This window comes from Actinocrinis sp., assembly GCF_035938995.1.
In the GTDB taxonomy this organism is placed as follows: Bacteria; Actinomycetota; Actinomycetes; order Streptomycetales; family Catenulisporaceae; genus DASZGI01.
On sequence record NZ_DASZGI010000195.1, the window covers coordinates 1 to 16,229 of the forward strand.

Annotated in this window: 13 protein-coding genes; 3 read left to right on the top strand and 10 right to left on the bottom strand. The window is 69.7% G+C overall.

All coding sequences use genetic code 11. The features are described 5' to 3' along the window. Positions 1-950: cytochrome P450 (locus VGZ32_RS14085; protein ID WP_326886456.1), on the bottom strand; the 950-nt coding region annotated here is incomplete at its 3' end. A 106-nt stretch (positions 951-1,056) separates the two neighbouring features. Further along, entirely contained in the window at positions 1,057-1,635 is a 579-nt protein-coding gene (locus VGZ32_RS14090) for a helix-turn-helix domain-containing protein (protein WP_326886457.1), read from the bottom strand. A gap of 216 nt (positions 1,636-1,851) precedes the next feature. On the opposite strand from VGZ32_RS14090, the gene VGZ32_RS14095 reads away from it, so the two are divergent. Continuing rightward, positions 1,852-3,213, top strand: coding sequence for an MFS transporter (locus VGZ32_RS14095; RefSeq protein ID WP_326886458.1), 1,362 nt, complete (start codon positions 1,852-1,854; stop codon positions 3,211-3,213). Here VGZ32_RS14095 and VGZ32_RS14100 read toward each other — a convergent pair. Beyond that, positions 3,204-3,602 (bottom strand): FMN-binding protein, encoded by a 399-nt coding sequence (locus VGZ32_RS14100; protein ID WP_326886459.1) that lies wholly within the window; start codon positions 3,600-3,602, stop codon positions 3,204-3,206. The two genes, VGZ32_RS14095 and VGZ32_RS14100, sit on opposite strands and share 10 nt — an antisense overlap. Positions 3,603-3,702: 100 nt before the next feature. Here VGZ32_RS14100 and VGZ32_RS14105 point away from each other — a divergent pair, with 100 nt between their 5' ends. Then, positions 3,703-4,617 carry a hypothetical protein gene (locus VGZ32_RS14105; protein ID WP_326886460.1) on the top strand — a complete coding sequence of 305 codons (915 nt, stop codon included), beginning with the start codon at positions 3,703-3,705 and terminating at the stop codon, positions 4,615-4,617. A gap of 30 nt (positions 4,618-4,647) precedes the next feature. On the opposite strand, the gene VGZ32_RS14110 is transcribed toward VGZ32_RS14105, so the two are convergent. The 7 genes from VGZ32_RS14110 to VGZ32_RS14145 form a co-directional block, all read right to left on the bottom strand. Continuing rightward, positions 4,648-6,069 carry a GH1 family beta-glucosidase gene (locus VGZ32_RS14110; protein WP_326886461.1) on the bottom strand — a complete coding sequence of 474 codons (1,422 nt, stop codon included), beginning with the start codon at positions 6,067-6,069 and terminating at the stop codon, positions 4,648-4,650. An 18-nt stretch (positions 6,070-6,087) separates the two neighbouring features. Next, positions 6,088-7,089: an ABC transporter ATP-binding protein gene (locus VGZ32_RS14115; RefSeq protein WP_349263602.1), complete on the bottom strand. Its 1,002-nt coding sequence runs from the start codon at positions 7,087-7,089 to the stop codon at positions 6,088-6,090. Then, positions 7,089-8,147: an ABC transporter permease gene (locus VGZ32_RS14120; RefSeq protein WP_326886463.1), complete on the bottom strand. Its 1,059-nt coding sequence runs from the start codon at positions 8,145-8,147 to the stop codon at positions 7,089-7,091. The genes VGZ32_RS14115 and VGZ32_RS14120 overlap by 1 nt, the downstream gene beginning before the upstream one ends. Positions 8,148-8,150: 3 nt before the next feature. Continuing rightward, positions 8,151-9,131: an ABC transporter permease gene (locus tag VGZ32_RS14125; protein ID WP_326886464.1), complete on the bottom strand. Its 981-nt coding sequence runs from the start codon at positions 9,129-9,131 to the stop codon at positions 8,151-8,153. Next, positions 9,128-10,195 carry an ABC transporter ATP-binding protein gene (locus VGZ32_RS28730; RefSeq protein ID WP_349263600.1) on the bottom strand — a complete coding sequence of 356 codons (1,068 nt, stop codon included), beginning with the start codon at positions 10,193-10,195 and terminating at the stop codon, positions 9,128-9,130. Before VGZ32_RS28730 ends, VGZ32_RS14125 begins: the two co-directional genes overlap by 4 nt. 100 nt (positions 10,196-10,295) lie before the next feature. Further along, the gene (locus VGZ32_RS14140; RefSeq protein ID WP_349263601.1) at positions 10,296-11,975 is read right to left on the bottom strand and encodes an ABC transporter substrate-binding protein; all 1,680 of its coding nucleotides are present in this window, start codon (positions 11,973-11,975) and stop codon (positions 10,296-10,298) included. A 145-nt stretch (positions 11,976-12,120) separates the two neighbouring features. Then, positions 12,121-13,164: a LacI family DNA-binding transcriptional regulator gene (locus VGZ32_RS14145; protein WP_326886466.1), complete on the bottom strand. Its 1,044-nt coding sequence runs from the start codon at positions 13,162-13,164 to the stop codon at positions 12,121-12,123. A 240-nt stretch (positions 13,165-13,404) separates the two neighbouring features. Between VGZ32_RS14145 and VGZ32_RS14150 the strand changes: the two genes are divergently transcribed. Beyond that, positions 13,405-15,915, top strand: coding sequence for a glycoside hydrolase family 3 C-terminal domain-containing protein (locus VGZ32_RS14150; protein WP_326886467.1), 2,511 nt, complete (start codon positions 13,405-13,407; stop codon positions 15,913-15,915). Positions 15,916-16,229: the final 314 nt, after the last annotated feature.

A 16,229-nucleotide genomic window follows, 5' to 3' on the forward strand; every position in this document is an offset into this window, starting at 1 on the left:
GAGCACACCGAGATCACCACGGCCTCGCCCGCCTTCACCGTCCCCGACGGCAGCTCCACGTCCTCGATGGCCTGCCTGAGCAGACCGGCACCGACCGACGTCGCCCGCAGCAGCTCGTCGACCGCCGCCGGGATCAGGTCCGGCTTTCCGACGAGCTGCTCCCACAGTCGCCGTCCGTCGCTCAGCAGCGCGAGCACCGAGCGGCCGAGGGCGTTGGACGTGGTCTCGTTCCCGGCCGCGATGAGCCCGGTGCTGAGGTTCACCAGCTCCCGCTCGGTGAGCCGGTCCGAACCGTCGCGGGCCGCGATCAGCTCGTCGATCAGGTCGTTTCCGGGTTCGGCGCGCCGCCGCGCGATCAAGGCGGTGCTGTACGCGATGAACTCCCCGACCAGCTGCATGCGCCGCTCCGGGGTCATCTTCGCCCCCTGCAGGAACGCGTTCGACCACTCCCGGAAGCGCCCGGAATCCTCCTCCGGCACGCCCAGCAGCCGGCAGATGATCCGCACCGGCAGCAGGTAGCAGTAGCCTGCGACGAGGTCGGTGGGCGGTCCGGCCTTCTCCAGCTCGTCGAGCAGCTCGGTCGCCACCGCCTCGATCACCGGCTTCCACCGCTCGATCCGGCGCGGCGTGAACGCCGAGGCGACGATGCGGCGGACCCGCAGATGCTCCTCGCCGTCCCGGTTCAGCAGGCTCTCCCGGGTGTCCAGAAAGCTCGGCCCCGCGGCGATCCGGGGCGAGCCCGGCGCGGTCAGGTCGTGCGACAGACGGGGATCGCCCATCGCGGCGAGCGCGTCCTGGTAGGTGACCACCAGCACCGCGTCGTGGCCGCTGGCGATGCGCACGTGGCCCAGCGGGCAGGTGGCGCGGCGGTCGGCGTAGCGGGCGAGCAGGTCGGGCTCTGCGTCGTCGGCGAACGGGAAAGTCTGGGGGCCTGCATCCACTTCGGTCATGATCGAGAAGTCCCTCGTACGGAGTATCAGACTTCTTATCGACTTTAGCGGAGGTGGGACCTCCGCGCACCGGTGCGAAGGGATCTTTTTGCCGAGGGTCTCTTCGTCAGCGCGCGCGAAGACCGTCCAGGGCCATGTCGAGCACCCGCATCATCTGGCCCTCCTCGGAGAAACTCATCATCGTGATCCCGCCGACGAGGCGCAGCACGTCGTCGAACGTCGCGTCGGCCCGGGCCACCCCGGCTTCCTGCGCCCGCGTCAGCAGCGGACCGCCCTTGTCGAAGACCAGCTCGCGGCAGCTGCGGAAGACATCCGAGTTCTTACCCAGCGACGCGTTCAACTGCTCCGCCAGTGCCCGCTTGGTCCCGATGTACTGCGTGTACCGGTGCAGCCAGGAGACCAGAGCGTCCCACGGCGGCAGATCGCCCAGCTCCTCGGCCTCGCGGCACAGGTCTTCGACCTCGACGACATAGACGCTCTCGAGCAGATCCGGGCGGGTCGGGAAGTGCCGGTAGAGCGTCCCGATGCCGACCTGCGCGCGCCGCGCGATCTCTTCCAGCGTGACCGAGTTGTCCTCGGCGAACGCTTCCCGCGCCACGGTGAGCAGCTTCTCGTAGTTGCGCCGGGCGTCTGCGCGCATCGGACGGCGCGCGGGGACCCCGGTGACCGTCCCGGTGCTGTCCATCGCCCTTTTCTCCCATCCGCTTGCCAACCGGAGGCATCCTCCATATAGTTCTGGAGGGCGCCTCCACTTTAGCACTCGTCGAGCTCCCGATGAAAGGCTCGCGTTCTCATGCCATCTTCTCTGCTCGCCCGCAGCTCCGCAGCCCGCTCCGCGGTAAGAACCACGGCAAGATCCACAGCCCGGGAGCCGTCCCGGACCTCCCCGTCCCCGCTGGTCATGGCCATCATCCTGACCAGCCAGCTGATGATCGTGCTGGACGCTTCGGTCGTCATCACCGCGCTGCCCAGGATCCGCGACACCTTCGACTTCTCCCCCACCAGCCTGTCCTGGGTCCAGAACGCCTACACGCTGGCCTTCGGCGGCCTACTGCTGTTCGGCGCACGCGTCGGCGACATCCTCGGGCGCCGCCGCGTGTACATGGCCGGGATCGCCGTCTTCACCGTCGCGTCGCTGCTCGGCGGGCTCGCCCCGTCCGGTGCGCTGCTTCTGACCGCCCGCGCGGTCCAGGGCGTGGCCGCCGCCGTCGCAGCGCCGTCCACTCTCGCGCTGCTGATGATGAGCTTCCGCGAGGCGCGGGAACGGATGCGCGCGATCTCCCTCTACGCCGCGGCCTCCGGGGCGGGTGGCAGCGTCGGGCTCGTGGTCGGCGGCCTGCTCACCAGTCTGGCCTCGTGGCGCTGGGGCCTGTTCATCAACGTGCCGATCGGCATCGCCCTGGTCCTGTTGGCCCCGCGCTACCTGCCCGAGACCGAGCGCAAGCCGGGCCGCTTCGACATGGCCGGCGCGCTCACCTCGACCGCCGGCATGACGGCCCTCGTCTACGGGTTCGTACGGGCCGGCTCGTCCGGCTGGAGCGACCGGATCACCGTCGCGTCGTTCGCAGCGGCGGCCGTCCTGCTCGGCATATTCGTCCTGGTGGAACTGCGGGTCCCGCAGCCGATCATGCCGCTGCGCCTGTTCGCCAGCCTCGAACGCTCGGGCGCCTACATCGCCCGGATGCTCGCCGTCGGCGGGATGTTCTCCTACTTCTTCTTCCAGACCCAGTACCTCCAAGAGGTGCGCGACTACAGCGCGCTGAAGGCGGGGTTCGCGTTCCTACCGATGACCGTGGTGCTGTTCTCGACCACGCGGATCGTGCCGCGGCTCGCCCACCGGTTCGGCGACACCCGGCTCCTGATCAGTGGCCTCGTGCTCGCGCTTGCCGGCATGGTGTGGACGAGCCGCATTTCGGCCGGCACCCAGTACTTCCCGCAGCTGGCCGTGCCCATGCTCCTGCTCGGGCTGGGCATGGGAATCGCGTTCATCCCATTGACGTCGCAAGGCATCGCGGGCGTCGCGCAGGAGGACAGCGGCGCGGCCTCCGGGTTGGTCAACGCCTTCCACCAGGTCGGCGGCTCACTCGGGATCGCGGTGCTGATCACGGTCTTCGGCACGGCCAGCCGTCACGCGGACAAGACTCAGCCGACGAATGCCTTCGCCCACGCGGTCGCCGAATCCCTCACCGGCTCCTCGGTCTTCCTCGCTCTGGCCCTGGCCGTCGTGCTCGGCACCGCTGCCCTGCGCCGCCGTCAGCTGTGACCGACGGCGTCCAGGGCGGCCTGCAGGGAGTGGGCATAGCCGCGCGACGTGAAGGTCGCACCAGACACCACGTCGATATTGGCGCTCTGCTTCGCCAGCACCTCTGACCGCAACTTGACCGCCGCCGCGCTCGAGTCGTCCCACGAATGCGGGTTGTCGTGGGGCAGCGAGAGCGCGGCGACGTCTGTGATCTTCCCGTCGGTGATCGTGACGCGGACCTGGACGATGCCGTGCGTCAGCACGATCTTCGGGCCGGTCGAGGTCACCCTGTCGCCGCTGCGCACGACGTTCGCCACACTCGCGACGGCCGGCCTCGCCCCGGCCTTGGTGATCAGCAGGGCGAACGTCCCGAGGGCGCTGGCGATCAGAACGGCTGAAACACGACGCACGGGTGGATCCTCGCTTCCGGACGGTGGCCTCAGACCACTCGCGTACACGGCGGGGGCACCGCTCCGGTTCGACGCGGGCCGGACGGGGAAGAAAGTGATCATGGCCGTCGATCCGGACGCGGCCCGGGGGCGGCTGCGCGAGCTGATCGAAGACGTCATCGGCGCCGACGACGTCCGGTACGGTGCGGCCGACGACGCGGGCCACAGCATGGACTGCGCGAAGGTGATCCAGGACGCGGCCGGCGACTATCTGGCCGTGTATCACTGGTTCCACGACGACGGCCGCTTCCACGTCGGGCTGGCCGTATCTCCTGACCTGAGCGAATGGGCCTTTGCCCAAGACCTGGGGCGAAGCGCCTCCCAGCCGACGATCTATGCCGTCCCCGACGCCGGTTACCTGGTCGCCTGGGAGCAGGAGCCGCGCAACCACATCGCCGTGCGGTACTACCCCGACCGCGAAGCACTGCTCGCCGGGCGCCCTGTCCGATCCTTCGACGCCCGGCGCAGCCTGTCGCGGTGCGCGGAGGGGACGCCGTCCATCCACGCGGTGAATCTGGAGCCGGACCTGGACCACTCAGTCATCGAGATCGGGGCGCACTACTGGTGGAAGTGCGATCGCGACCGGCAGATGCACGCGACGCTGACCGGCTTCCGGCGCTGGACGGCCACCGCGCGCCCGGACCTGGACGAGCCCCTGCTGGGCCACGGCGTCGACGGGAACATCGGGGGGCGCGATCCGGTGGAGTTCCTCGGACACTCGTTCCGCGTCGTCGAGGGCCAGTTCGTCGAGGGCGACTTCGGCTCGTGGCGCCCCTTCGTGTGGGATGCGGCCTCCGGGACGGCCGAGCAAGCACGTGTGCGGACCGACGGCGGAAGCACGGCCTTCGCCAATCCGCACGTGACGCCGCTGACGGATCCGCAAGGACGCAGGGCATTGATGATAAGCCTGTTCGTGCCGGGAGAGGGAGCGGCCCCCGGCGAAGGGGGGCCGCTTCTCTACCGACGGGCATACTGAGCTGCGGAGGTGCAGCGGTGCAGAGCCGTGTTACTGCCCGCGCACCCTTTGAATCGTGTCGCGGTACCAGTAAGCGCTCTGCTTCGGGGTCCGCTGCTGGGTGGGGTAGTCGACGCGGACGATGCCGAACCGCTTGTCGTAGCCGTAGGCCCACTCGAAGTTGTCCAGCAGCGACCAGACGAAGTACCCGCGCACGTCCGTGCCGGCCTCCCGGGCCGCGACGATGGCCGCGATGTGCGAGGCCAGGTACTCGACCCGGTCGTCGTCCCGGACGAAGCCGGTCTCGTCCGGCTTGTCCGCGAACGCCGCCCCGTTCTCGGTCACCACGATCGGCACCCCGGGGTAGTCGCGGCCGATCCGGGTCAGCATGTCGGCGAAGTCGTCCGGCATGATCTCCCAGCCGATCGCGGTCAGCGGCAGGCCGTACAGCACCGCGCGGTCCACCGGGAGCCCGTCGGAGTCGGCGGTCCGGCCGTGCTCGTCCACCCCGGACTGCCTCATGCTGAAGTAGTAGTTGACGCCGAGGGTGTCGATGGGGGCTGAGATGGTCGCCAGGTCGCCGTCGTGCACCGGGATCTCGATGCCGCGTGCTGCCAGGTCCGCGACGACGTCCTGCGGGTAGCTGGCGCGCCGCAGCGGGTCGAGGTAGATCCGGGTGCCGAGTCCGTCGGCCCGACGCGCGGCCTCGCGGTCGGCCTCGGAGTCGGTGGCCGGCTTGGCGGTGCTCAGGTTCAGCGTGATGGCCAGGTCGACCGGGCGCGTCGCGGCCGCACGCAGCCGTTCCACCGCGAGTCCGTGACCGAGCAGCAGGTGGTGCACCGCGTGGATGCCGGCCTCGAAGTCGCGGCGGCCGGGCGCCTGCACCCCCTGCACGTAGCCGAGCATCGCCGTGCACCACGGCTCGTTGAGCGTGGTCCAGTGCTGGACGCGGTCGCCGAGCCGGGCGTACACCAGCTCCGCGTAGTCGGCGAAGCGGTAGGCGGTGTCGCGGTTCGGCCAGCCGCCCGCGTCCTCCAGTTCCTGCGGCAGATCCCAGTGGTACAGGGTGACCCAGGGCTCGATGTCCTGCGACAGCAGTTCGTCGGTCAGCCGGTCGTAGAAAGCCAGCCCGGCCGCGTTGGCCGGGCCGCTGCCGCCCGGCTGCACTCGGGGCCAGGACACCGAGTAGCGGTAGGTGTCGATGCCCAGCTCGCGGATCAGCGCGACGTCCTCAGGCATCCGGTGGTAGTGGTCGCAGGCCAGGTCTCCGGTGTCCCCGTTGGCGATCGCCCCGGGGACACGGCAGAAGGTGTCCCAGATCGACGGCGTACGTCCGTCCTCGTCGACGGCGCCCTCGATCTGATACGCCGAGGTTGCGGTCCCCCAGCGGAAGGATGAGGGCAGCCGGTCGATCACGTCGTCGTGACGGGTCGAGATGCGGGCGCCTGCCGCTTTGGCGGCGGTGATGTCCATGATTCTCCTGTTTTGAACTTACTTTGCTTCCACCGGGTACAGCCAGCAGGCCACGGTGCGCGGCTCAGGGTCGTCGCCCGGTGGCGCGCCGAGGACCGGGACATCCCTGGAACACTGGTCGAAGGCTTTGGGGCAGCGGGGATGGAATGAACAGCCCGAAGGCAGCGCGCGCGGGTCCGGCGGCGAGCCGGGGATACCGGCCAGGTCGCGGCGCGGTCCGCGCAGCGCGGGGAACGAGTGCAGCAGTCCGTCGCTGTAAGGGTGCAGCGGATCGCGGTAAATCGCGGCGGCGGGCGCCTCCTCGACGATCCGGCCGCCGTACATGATGGCGATCCGGTCCGCGAACTCGACCAGCAGCGACAGGTCGTGGGTGATGAAGATGACGGAGAAGTCCAGCCGCTCCCGCAGCCGCGTCAGCACACTGAGGATCTGCCGCTGCATGACCACGTCGAGCGCGGTGGTCGGCTCGTCCATGATGACGACGCGCGGCTCCAGGGCCAGCGCCATGCCGATCATCACCCGCTGGCGCATGCCGCCGGACAGCTGGTGCGGGTAGCTGTCGAGCCGGTCGGTGGGAATGCCGACCAGGGTGAGCAGTTCCCGGGCGCGCTCGAGCCGCTCGTGGTGGGTGCTGTGCGGGCGGTGGGTCTTCAGCACGTCGAGCAGCTGTGTGGAGACTTTGTGCACCGGGTTCAGCGAGTTCATCGCCGCCTGGAACACGATCGAGGTCTCGGCCCAGCGGAACTCGCGCAGCCCTTCCGGGCTGAGGGCGAGCACGTCCACCGGGTCCCCGCCGGGCGGGCGGTAGAGCACTGATCCGCCGCTGACCACGCCCGGCGGGGCCAGCAGCCGGGTGAGACCGTAGGCGAGCGTCGACTTGCCGCTGCCACTCTCCCCGGCCAGGCCCAGCACCTCGCCGCGGTGCAGGCTGAGGTTCACGTCCTGCACGGCGCGCACGGCGTCGGCACCGAGGCCGTAATCGACGCAGAGCCCTTCGATCTCCAGCACGGGGGCGTCAATCACCGGGCACCGTCCTTCTTTCGCGGCAGCGGGTTCGCGGCGACCTCGGTGGCGACCTTGAGCGGGGCGGGGGCCGCGCCGTCACGCGCCAGGACCGGGGTGAATCCGACCCGCATGCGGACCATGCGGCCGGTGATGTCGCGCACCTTGGAGGTGCCGCTGCTGCGCAACCGCGGGTTCACGATCTCGTCGATGCCGAAGTTGAGCAGCGAGAGGGCGGTGCCGAGCAGCGCGATCGCGACGCCGGCCGGGACGAACCACCACCAGGCGCCGATCGCCAGCGCCTCCTCGCTCTGCGCCCAGAACAGGATCGAGCCCCAGTTCCACGCGTTGAGCCCCTGGACGCCGATGAACGCCAGCGCCACCTCCGTCATCACCGCGTAGATCACGGTGCCGACGAACGAGGAGGCGATGATCGCGGTCAGGTTGGGCAGGATCTCGAACAGGATGATCCGCCAGGTAGACTCGCCGGTGGCGCGCGCCGCCTCCACGAAGTCCCGTCTTCGCAGCGAAAGGGTCTGCGCTCGCAGGATTCTGGCTCCCCAGGCCCACGAGGTCAGCCCGATCACCAGCGCGACGACCAAGTCCCCGCCGTTCGGGATGGCCGTGGTGATGATGATGATCAGCGGCAGCGCGGGCAGCACCAGGAACACGTTCGACACGGCGGAGACCGCCTCGCCGCTCGCCCCGCTCAGGTACCCCGCGGTGACGCCGAGGAGCACCGCGACGATCGTGGCGACCAGGCCCGCCCCGAAGCCGACCAGGATGACGCTGCGCGAGCCCTCCAGCACCTGGCTGAAGATGTCCTGGCCGATGTGCGTGGTGCCGAACCAGTGCTTCGCGGACGGGGCCTGCAGGATGTCGTTGCTGCGCGCGGACGGGTCGTACGGGGCGACCCAGGGTCCGATGATCGCCATCAGGATGAAGACGGACAGCAAGCCGAGCCCGACGGCGACCTTGCGGTTGCTCAGCAAGCGCAGCCGCAGCCGGGCGGACGGGGGCGGCGCGGTCGCGGAGGGTTCCTGCGGCGCGACGTCCACGGGAGCTATGACGGCCACCGGTCAGCCCTCCCTGCGGGTACGGGGGTCGAGTGCCATGTAGGCCAGGTCGGCCAGGAAGTTCGCGGCGAGCACGGAGAGGGTGATGACCAGGAAGACGCCCTGCATCAGCGGGTAGTCCTTCTGGCCGATCGCGGTGACCAGCTGCAGGCCGATGCCCTGGTAGGAGAACACGTACTCGACCAGGAAGGTGCCGCCGACCACGAGTCCGAGGGCCATGCCGAAGCCCGACACGCTGGGCAGCAGCGCGTTGCGCGCGGCGTAGGAGAACATCACCCGGCGCTCGGTCAGCCCCTTGGCGTGGGCCACGGTGACGTAATCCTCGCCGCTGACTGTCACCATCATGTTTCGCATGCTCATCAGCCAGCCGGCCACCGACGTGACCACGATCGTCCCGGCCGGCAGGATGACGTGTTTGAACGCGTTGCCGATGAAGGCCGGGTCCCAGGCCGGCACCAGCCCGCTGTCATAGCTCTGCGACGCCGGCAGCCAGCTGTTGACCCCGGTGAAGGCGGCGATCGCGAGCAGGGCCAGCCAGAAGTACGGGATGGAGGCGAGGAAGGTGGCCACCGGCATCAGCGCGTCGGCCCAGGAGCCGCGCTTCCAGCCGACGATGACGCCGAGCAGCGTGCCGAGGCCGAAGCTGATCACCGTGGCGATTCCGACCAGGAAGATCGTCCAGGGCAGAGCCTGTGCGATCACGGTCGAGACCGGGGTCGGGAAGGAGTGGAACGAGATCCCGAGGTCGCCGCGGGAGAGCTGGCCGAAATAGGAGATGTACTGCTGGAACAGGCTCTGGTGCTTGTCCAGGCCGAACAGGACGGTCAGCGAGTGGATCGCGTCGGTGCTCATCTGGCCCTGATAGCTGGCCATCAGGGCTTGGACGGGGTCGCCCGGGGTGAGCCGCGGGACGAAGAAGTTGATGGTGATCGCGGCCCACGCGGTGAAGATGTAGAAGGCCAGACGCTGCGCGAAGTACCTCATGCCCGGACGCCTTCCTCGGTGCCGTAGAGCCAGCAGGCGGCCCAGTGGCCGGGCGGGGAGACGTCGAACCGCGGCGGCAGCTCGGCCCGGCAGATGTCCATCGCGTGCGGACAGCGCGGATGGAACCGGCATCCGGACGGCGGATGGATCAGGTTCGCCGGCTCGCCCGCGTCCTCGCCCGCCCGGTCGGGATCGCCGCCCTCGCCGCCCTCGATCCGGTCGGGATCCGGCGCCGACGCGATCAGCAGGCGCGTGTACGGGTGCGCCGGGTTCTGCGTGACGCTCTCGCTGTCGCCGCCCTCGACGATCCGCCCGGCGTACATCACCTGGGTGTCGTCGGCGAAGTAGCGGGCCGAGGCGATGTCGTGGGTGATGTAGAGGATCGCCAGGTGCATCCGTTCCTTGAGATCCCGCAGCAGGTTGAGCACGCCGAGCCGGATGGAGACGTCGAGCATGGACACCGGTTCGTCGGCCAGCAGCGCCTCGGGGTCGGCGGCCAGCGCCCGGGCGATCGCGACGCGCTGGCGCTGGCCGCCGGACAGCTCGTGCGGGAACTTGTCCACGTACCGCTCCGGCGGGGTCAGCTGCACCCGCCGCAGCAGGTCGCGAAGCGCCTCCTCGAGCTCGGCCGAGCTGCGCCCGGCGCGTTGGTGGATCTTCAGCGCCCTCGTCAGGTGGTAGCGCACCGTGTGCACCGGGTTCAGCGAGGCGAACGGGTCCTGGAAGATCATCTGGACCTGTCCGCTGTACGCCCGGAAGCGGCGGCCCCGGCGCACCGTCGTGGAGCCGCCGTGCAGCAGGATGTCGCCGCCGGTGCGCGGGTAGAGCTGGGCGAGTAGCCGCGCGACGGTGGACTTGCCCGAGCCGGACTCGCCGACCAGGGCGGTGACCCTGCCGCGGCGCAGCGTCAGGGTCACGTCGTCGACCGCGTGCACGGCGAGTCGCGGGCCGGAGAACGCCGCGCGCAGGTGGCGGCGCACCGGGAAGTGTTTCGTCAGGTCCCTGGCTTCGAGGACGACGTCGCCGGCTGTCCCGGTCGCGGGCTGCGTCTCGCTCAGCGTCATGGGCTTCTTCTCTCCTCGATCATGGCGGCGGCGCGGGCCTGCCGCGTGCCCCGCTCCGGTGGCGCGCCCGGCGGAGGCGCGCCACCGGAGCGGGAGCCGGTCAGGACGTGGCCGGGCTCAGGTGCATGACCACGTCCAGAGCCTGGGTTATCGTCGGCTGGATCGGCGCGTACGGGTTGGAGTCGTCCGGCCAACCCGCCCAGTGCTTGGTGGAGTACTCGGCGCCGTAGTTGCCCGCCGAGGTCGGGATCATGGGCGCCTGGCTGACCATGATCTGCTCCAGGGTGTTCAGCGCGGCCGTGCGGGTGGCGTCGTCGGTCGCGTTGGCGTACTGCTGGAGCGCGGCGGTCGCGTCGGGGCTGTTGAAGCGCCCGTAGTTGCCCGAGTTGGCGGCCTGGCCGATCGGGACGAGCGCGGCGCCGTCCATGATGTTCTCGTACATGTCGTACGGGGTCGCCCCGCCGTTGCTCCAGTGCATCGCGGCCTGGAAGCTGCCGTTGGCGATCGCGGTGAACCAGGCGTTGGCGTCGGCCTTGATGATGGTGACGTTGATGCCGATGGTCGCCAGGTTGTCGTGGATGATCGACAGGTCGGTCTGGTAGTCGCTCCAGCCGGCCGGGTCGGTCACGGTCAGGGTCACCGGCTTGCCGCTCGGGTCCATCAGGGTCGTGCCGCTGTAGGTGAAGCCGTGCGAGGTGAGCAGCGACTTGGCGGCGTCCGGGGTCTGCTGGCCGTTGACGCCCTTGTACTGCGAGACGATGAACGAGTCGCCGGCCGGCGAGGGCAGCCCGGTGATGTTGTCGATCTCCGGCTTGAAGTAGCCCGACTCACCCTCGTTGAAGATGTCGGCGCGGTTGATCACCATGCCGGCCGCCTGGCGCAGGTACTGGTTGTCCCACGGCTTGACCGTGGTGTTGAACCAGAGGCCGTCGGCGCTCAGCGAGGGCGGGAACCACAGCTTGTAGTGCGGGTCGCGGCCGGCGAAGACGGTCTTCGCGTCCGGGATGAAGACGTAGCTCCACTCGGTCGCACCGGTGATCAGTGCCGTGGTCTCGGTGTCGTTGCCGCTGTAAGTGCTGTAGCGCAACTGTGCGACCTTGGGCGGGGTCTGCCAGTAGCCGCTGCTGCGGACATCCAGGGTGACGGTCTGCGGCGTGAAGGTCTTCAGGACGTACGGGCCGGTGCCGACCGGGTTGGCGATGGTGTCGGTGGTCGGGTCGGCGAGCTTGGACCAGATGTGCTGGGGGACCACGAAGGTGGACAGCACCTTGGCCTGGGTCACGTACTGCGATTGGCTGAACGTCACGGTCACCTGGTTGCCGCTGACGGTCGCGTCGGTGATCGGCAGGGCGTTGGTGTTGAGCGCCGCGTACTGCTTGAGGATGCTGAACGAGTAGGCGACGTCGTTGGCGGTCATCGGGGTGCCGTCGGAGAACGTCACACCGCTGCGGACGGTGAAGGTGACCGACTTGTAGTCCGGCGACCAGGTCCACGCGGTCGCCAGCCACGGCGTGGGCTTCGACGTGGGCTGAACGAGGTTCACCATCGCCAGCGGTTCGTAGATCATGTAGCGGTAGCCGTAGTTCGACGCGGCCGAAGTGGCCAGGTAAGGGTTGTTGTTGTCCTTCATGGAGGCGCCGTCGGGCATGCTCACGTTCAGCACGCCGGAGGAGCCGCCGCTCGGGCTGCCCGTCTTCGCTGTGCTGTTGCTACAGGCGGACAGGGCGGCGACCGCCAGGCTGCCCGCCACTACGGCGGTGATTGAGCGGTTCACACGCATGAATCCTCATTTCGGATTTGGCAGTCACTTGAAGATGCGGCTCGCCACGTGGATGGAGACTTGCGCCACTCGCCGCGTGCCACCGCCGCGAGTGGGTGTGACTGGGCGGGTCGGGGGCGTCGCCGTGCTCCCGGCCACTCCTGGATCATTGCTGTGCTTTTATTCCGTCCGGTCCGGCGGTCGAGCCCCGCACGACCAGGGTGGTCGGCAGGACGACGGGCGATTCGGGCAGGGGGTGGCCCTCGAAATGGCCCATGAGCGTGCGGGCCGCGGTCTCGCCCATCTCCCGCAGCGGCTGGTGCACCGTGGTCAGCGGCGGGTCCGTATTCGATGCCTGAGGTACATCGTCGAACCCGACGACCGCCACGTCCTTCGGCACGCAGAGCCCGGCGTCGCGCAGGGCCTGGATCGCCCCGGCGGCGGACAGGTCGTTGTGCGCGAAGACCGCGTCGAAGCTCAGCCCGGCCCGGAGCATCCGGCCGGCCTTGAGCAGCCGGGCGACCTCCTGGCGGCCGCCGTCGAAGGTGAAGTCGCCGTCGACGACGCACCAGGGTTCGAGCGGGCGGCCGGCCTCGGCGTAGACCTCGGCGAATCCGGCCAGCCGTTCCTGCGTGCAGCCGAGGTTCTCCGGGCCGCTGACCACGATCGGCCGGTTGCGGCCTAGACGCAACAGGTGCCGGGCGGCCGCCTGCGCGCCCTCCCTGTTGGTGGTGGAGACCGACGGGAAGTCCTCCGGCTGCTTGGCCCGGTCGTCGATGAGCATCACCGGCAGCCCGCCGCGGTAGAGCCCCGCGATGAACTCCAGCGTGCCCTCGGGCTCGATCAACAGCAGGCCGTCGAAGGACTTCGCCGAGGCCTGAGACGCGAATCGGCGGATGGAGTCCTCGCCGCGGCTGCAGCTGAACAGCAGCAGCCCGTAGCCCTTCTCCTCCACGGCGTCGATCACGCCCTGGATCACCTCGCCCATCCACGGCCAGGTGAGGGAGGGGACGAGCATTCCGAGGACCTTCGTGCGCCCGCGGGCGAGGCTGACCGCCCCGGCGCTCGGCACGTATCCCAGCTCGTCGATCACCCGGCGAACCCGCTCGGCGGTGGCCGGATCAAGCTCGCCCTTGCCGTTCAGCACGCGGGAGACCGTGGTCTTGCTGACCCCGGCCCTGGCCGCGACATCTGCCATGGTGATCGGCATTGGGCTGGATCCCTCCTTACGCGTCGCGGGTCCGTCGTTGCACCGGTACGCACGGAACCGATTCCGGAACCGGTTCCGTGCGGAGTAGTGAACCGGGTCGCCGCGGGCGCGTCAATAGTCCGAAGAGCACGGCAAGGTAACGGTGTACGGCCTGGGACGGGGCTTGACAGCGTGCGCCGCCGACCGGGAATCTTCAACCGGGGAGAGCGCTCTCCAACGGGACACAGGGAGGGAGGCGCCATGCGCGGCGCGTCGGACGGGGACCTCGGTGAGCGGATCTCCCGGCTGAGTCTGGAGCAGAAGATCCGCCTGCTGTCCGGCGAGTCGGTCTTCCGCGTCGCCGCGGAGCCCGCCATCGGCCTCGAGGCGATGGTCACCTCCGACGGCCCGGTAGGCGTGCGCGGGGAGCGGTGGGACGAGCGGGACACGGCGCTCGCCCTCCCGTCCGCGACGGCGATGGCAGCCACCTGGGATGAGGACCTCGTCGAACAGCTCGGCGGGGTCCTCGCGTCCGAAGCCCGCCGCAAGGGAGTCAGCGTCCTGCTGGCCCCGACACTGAACCTGCACCGCTCGCCCGTCGGCGGACGCCACTTCGAGTGCTTCTCCGAGGACCCGCTGCTCACCTCCCGCATCGGCGCGGCGTACATCAGGGGTGTGCAAGCGGGAGGAGTCGCCGCGACGGCGAAGCACTACGTGGCCAACGATTCGGAGACCGAGCGGCTGACCGTCGACGCGCGTGTAGACGAGCGGACGCTGCGCGAGGTCTACATGGCACCGTTCGAGGCAGCGGTGCGGGCCGGGGTCTGGGTGGTGATGTCGGCCTACAACTCGGTGAACGGCGCGTCGATGTCGGAGAGCCCGCTGCTGGCGGAGCCGCTCAAGGGCGAATGGGGCTTCGACGGCGTCCTGGTGTCGGACTGGGGAGCGGTCCGCTCGACCCTCCCATCGGCCAAATCCGCGCAAGACCTTGCGATGCCCGGCCCGAACGAGCACTGGGGCCGGCCGCTGCTGGAGGCTGTCCGGTCCGGCGAGATCGCGGAATCAGCCATCGACGAAAAGCTGAGCCGCATCCTCCGCCTCGCCGCCCGCGTCGGCGCTCTAGACGCCACCACAGCCACCCCTGCCACACCCGACTTCCGTCCCCTCCTCCGCCACGCCGCAGCCGCCGGAAGCGTCCTACTGCGCAACGAGGGCGGTCTGCTCCCCATCGACCGCGCAGACCTCAAGCGCCTGGCAGTGATCGGCCCGAACGCCGCGACCGCCCGGATCCAGGGCGGCGGCAGCGCGAGCGTGTTCCCCAGCTCGTCCGTCTCGCCGCTCGACGGGATCCGCGCGGCACTGGACGGCACCGCAAAGGTCGAATACGCAGCGGGAGCGCACATCACCGTGCGCCCGACACCCCTGAGCCCGGCCGGCACCACCGACCCGAAGAGCGGCGAGCCAGGCGTGCGAGTGCGCTACCTGGACGCGGAAGGCGCGGAGGTGCACAGCGAGCACCGACTCAGCGGCCGGGTCCTCGAGCCGACGGTCGACTGGGCGTCGATCTCGCACGCCACGACCGTCGAGATCAGCGCGCGCCTGTACCCGGGAGTCGACGGCGACTGGCAGATCGGCATCGTCGGCCTCGGCGCAGTCACCCTGCAAGTAGACGACAGGCTCCTGATCGACGAGACAATCCACAAGGAGTCCGACGACCCGACGTACGTCCACGTCGCGCCTTCATTCCGCCAGGCGCCGGTGAAGGCGACAGGCGGCGTACCGCTCGACTTGATCGCCCGACGAGACCTGGCGCCCGGCACCGGCCTCGCCGTGGCACTGACCGCCGACCCACCCCGCCGCGACGCAGACGACGAACTGGCCGCGGCAGTCGAGCTCGCAAAGGCCTGCGACGCCGCGATCGTGGTCGTGGGCACGACGGAAGAGATCGAAAGCGAGGGCTTCGACCGCACGAGCCTCGCACTGCCCGGCCGCCAAGACGAACTCGTGGCCGCGATCGCGGCGGTCAACCCCCGCACGATCGTGATCGTCAACGCGGGCGGCCCGGTCCTCCTGCCGTGGCGGGAGGACGTGGGGGCGGTGCTGCTGAGCTGGTTTCCGGGGCAGGAGGCGGGCGACGGCCTCGCCGACGTGCTCTTCGGCGAACGGGAACCAGGCGGCCGCCTGCCCACCACCTGGGGAGCGGCCGAGGAGGATGTCCCGATCCTCGACACGACACCGGTCAACGGAGTCCTCGACTACAGCGAAGGCGTCCACGTCGGCTATCGAGCGTGGCTCAGGACAGGGGCAGGGGCAGGGACAGAGTCCGACCGCGCGCCCGATCCCGAGCCGATGTACTGGTTTGGCCACGGCCTCGGATACACCACCTGGGAGTACGAAGCGATCGACGTCGACACCGCGGCCCAGAACGCGGAGCGCGGCGACGACGATCATCAACAGCTCACCGTCGACGTCACGCTCCGAAACACCGGGCACCGAACCGGCCGCGAAGTCGTCCAGGTGTACCTCTCCCGCCCCGCAAGCGTGATTGACCGCCCAGCCCGCTGGCTCGCCGGCTACGCAACAGTGCAAGCGGCGCCCGGAGAAATGGTCACCGCCCGCGTCGCGATCGAGCCGCGCGCCCTCCAGCACTGGTCCGTCGACCAGGCGGCATGGCAAACCGAACCAGGCGAATTCACCATCCTGGCCGGCCGATCCGTAGCCGACCTTCCTCTAGCCGCGACTGTGACAGCACCCAGATCCGCGGCGGCCTAGGGCGTGTTTAAGAAGGATCGCCGGGCCCGCGACGCCTGCCACGCACGCTCGCTGCGTTGGCGAAGCACCCACATATTCCCGATATGAGGGAGCTCCGCCGCCTTGCGATCGCACGCGTCAGACACCGCGGGCTTATCCGACGCTCCTTCTTAAACACGCCCTAGCCCCCGGGGGAGGGTGACCACACCCCTCCCCCGGTGTAACTCCGTTCCATCCCTTCCCCGAACCCGTGTCGTCGCCGCCCCCCGGGCACCGCCCAGGTACGTCGACAGACCGCCCGAACCACGGGAGCCAGCGCCGGGCTGCTGCCACAG

Bases quoted from the DNA above. Each gene is read 5' to 3' on its own strand.
- VGZ32_RS14090 (WP_326886457.1), bottom strand. From the start codon at position 1,635: ATGGACAGCACCGGGACGGTCACCGGGGTCCCCGCGCGCCGTCCGATG.
- VGZ32_RS14095 (WP_326886458.1), top strand. From the start codon at position 1,852: ATGGCCATCATCCTGACCAGCCAGCTGATGATCGTGCTGGACGCTTCG.
- VGZ32_RS14105 (WP_326886460.1), top strand. From the start codon at position 3,703: ATGGCCGTCGATCCGGACGCGGCCCGGGGGCGGCTGCGCGAGCTGATC.
- VGZ32_RS14110 (WP_326886461.1), bottom strand. From the start codon at position 6,069: ATGGACATCACCGCCGCCAAAGCGGCAGGCGCCCGCATCTCGACCCGT.
- VGZ32_RS14125 (WP_326886464.1), bottom strand. From the start codon at position 9,131: ATGAGGTACTTCGCGCAGCGTCTGGCCTTCTACATCTTCACCGCGTGG.
- VGZ32_RS28730 (WP_349263600.1), bottom strand. From the start codon at position 10,195: ATGACGCTGAGCGAGACGCAGCCCGCGACCGGGACAGCCGGCGACGTC.
- VGZ32_RS14140 (WP_349263601.1), bottom strand. From the start codon at position 11,975: ATGCGTGTGAACCGCTCAATCACCGCCGTAGTGGCGGGCAGCCTGGCG.
- VGZ32_RS14145 (WP_326886466.1), bottom strand. From the start codon at position 13,164: ATGCCGATCACCATGGCAGATGTCGCGGCCAGGGCCGGGGTCAGCAAG.
- VGZ32_RS14150 (WP_326886467.1), top strand. From the start codon at position 13,405: ATGCGCGGCGCGTCGGACGGGGACCTCGGTGAGCGGATCTCCCGGCTG.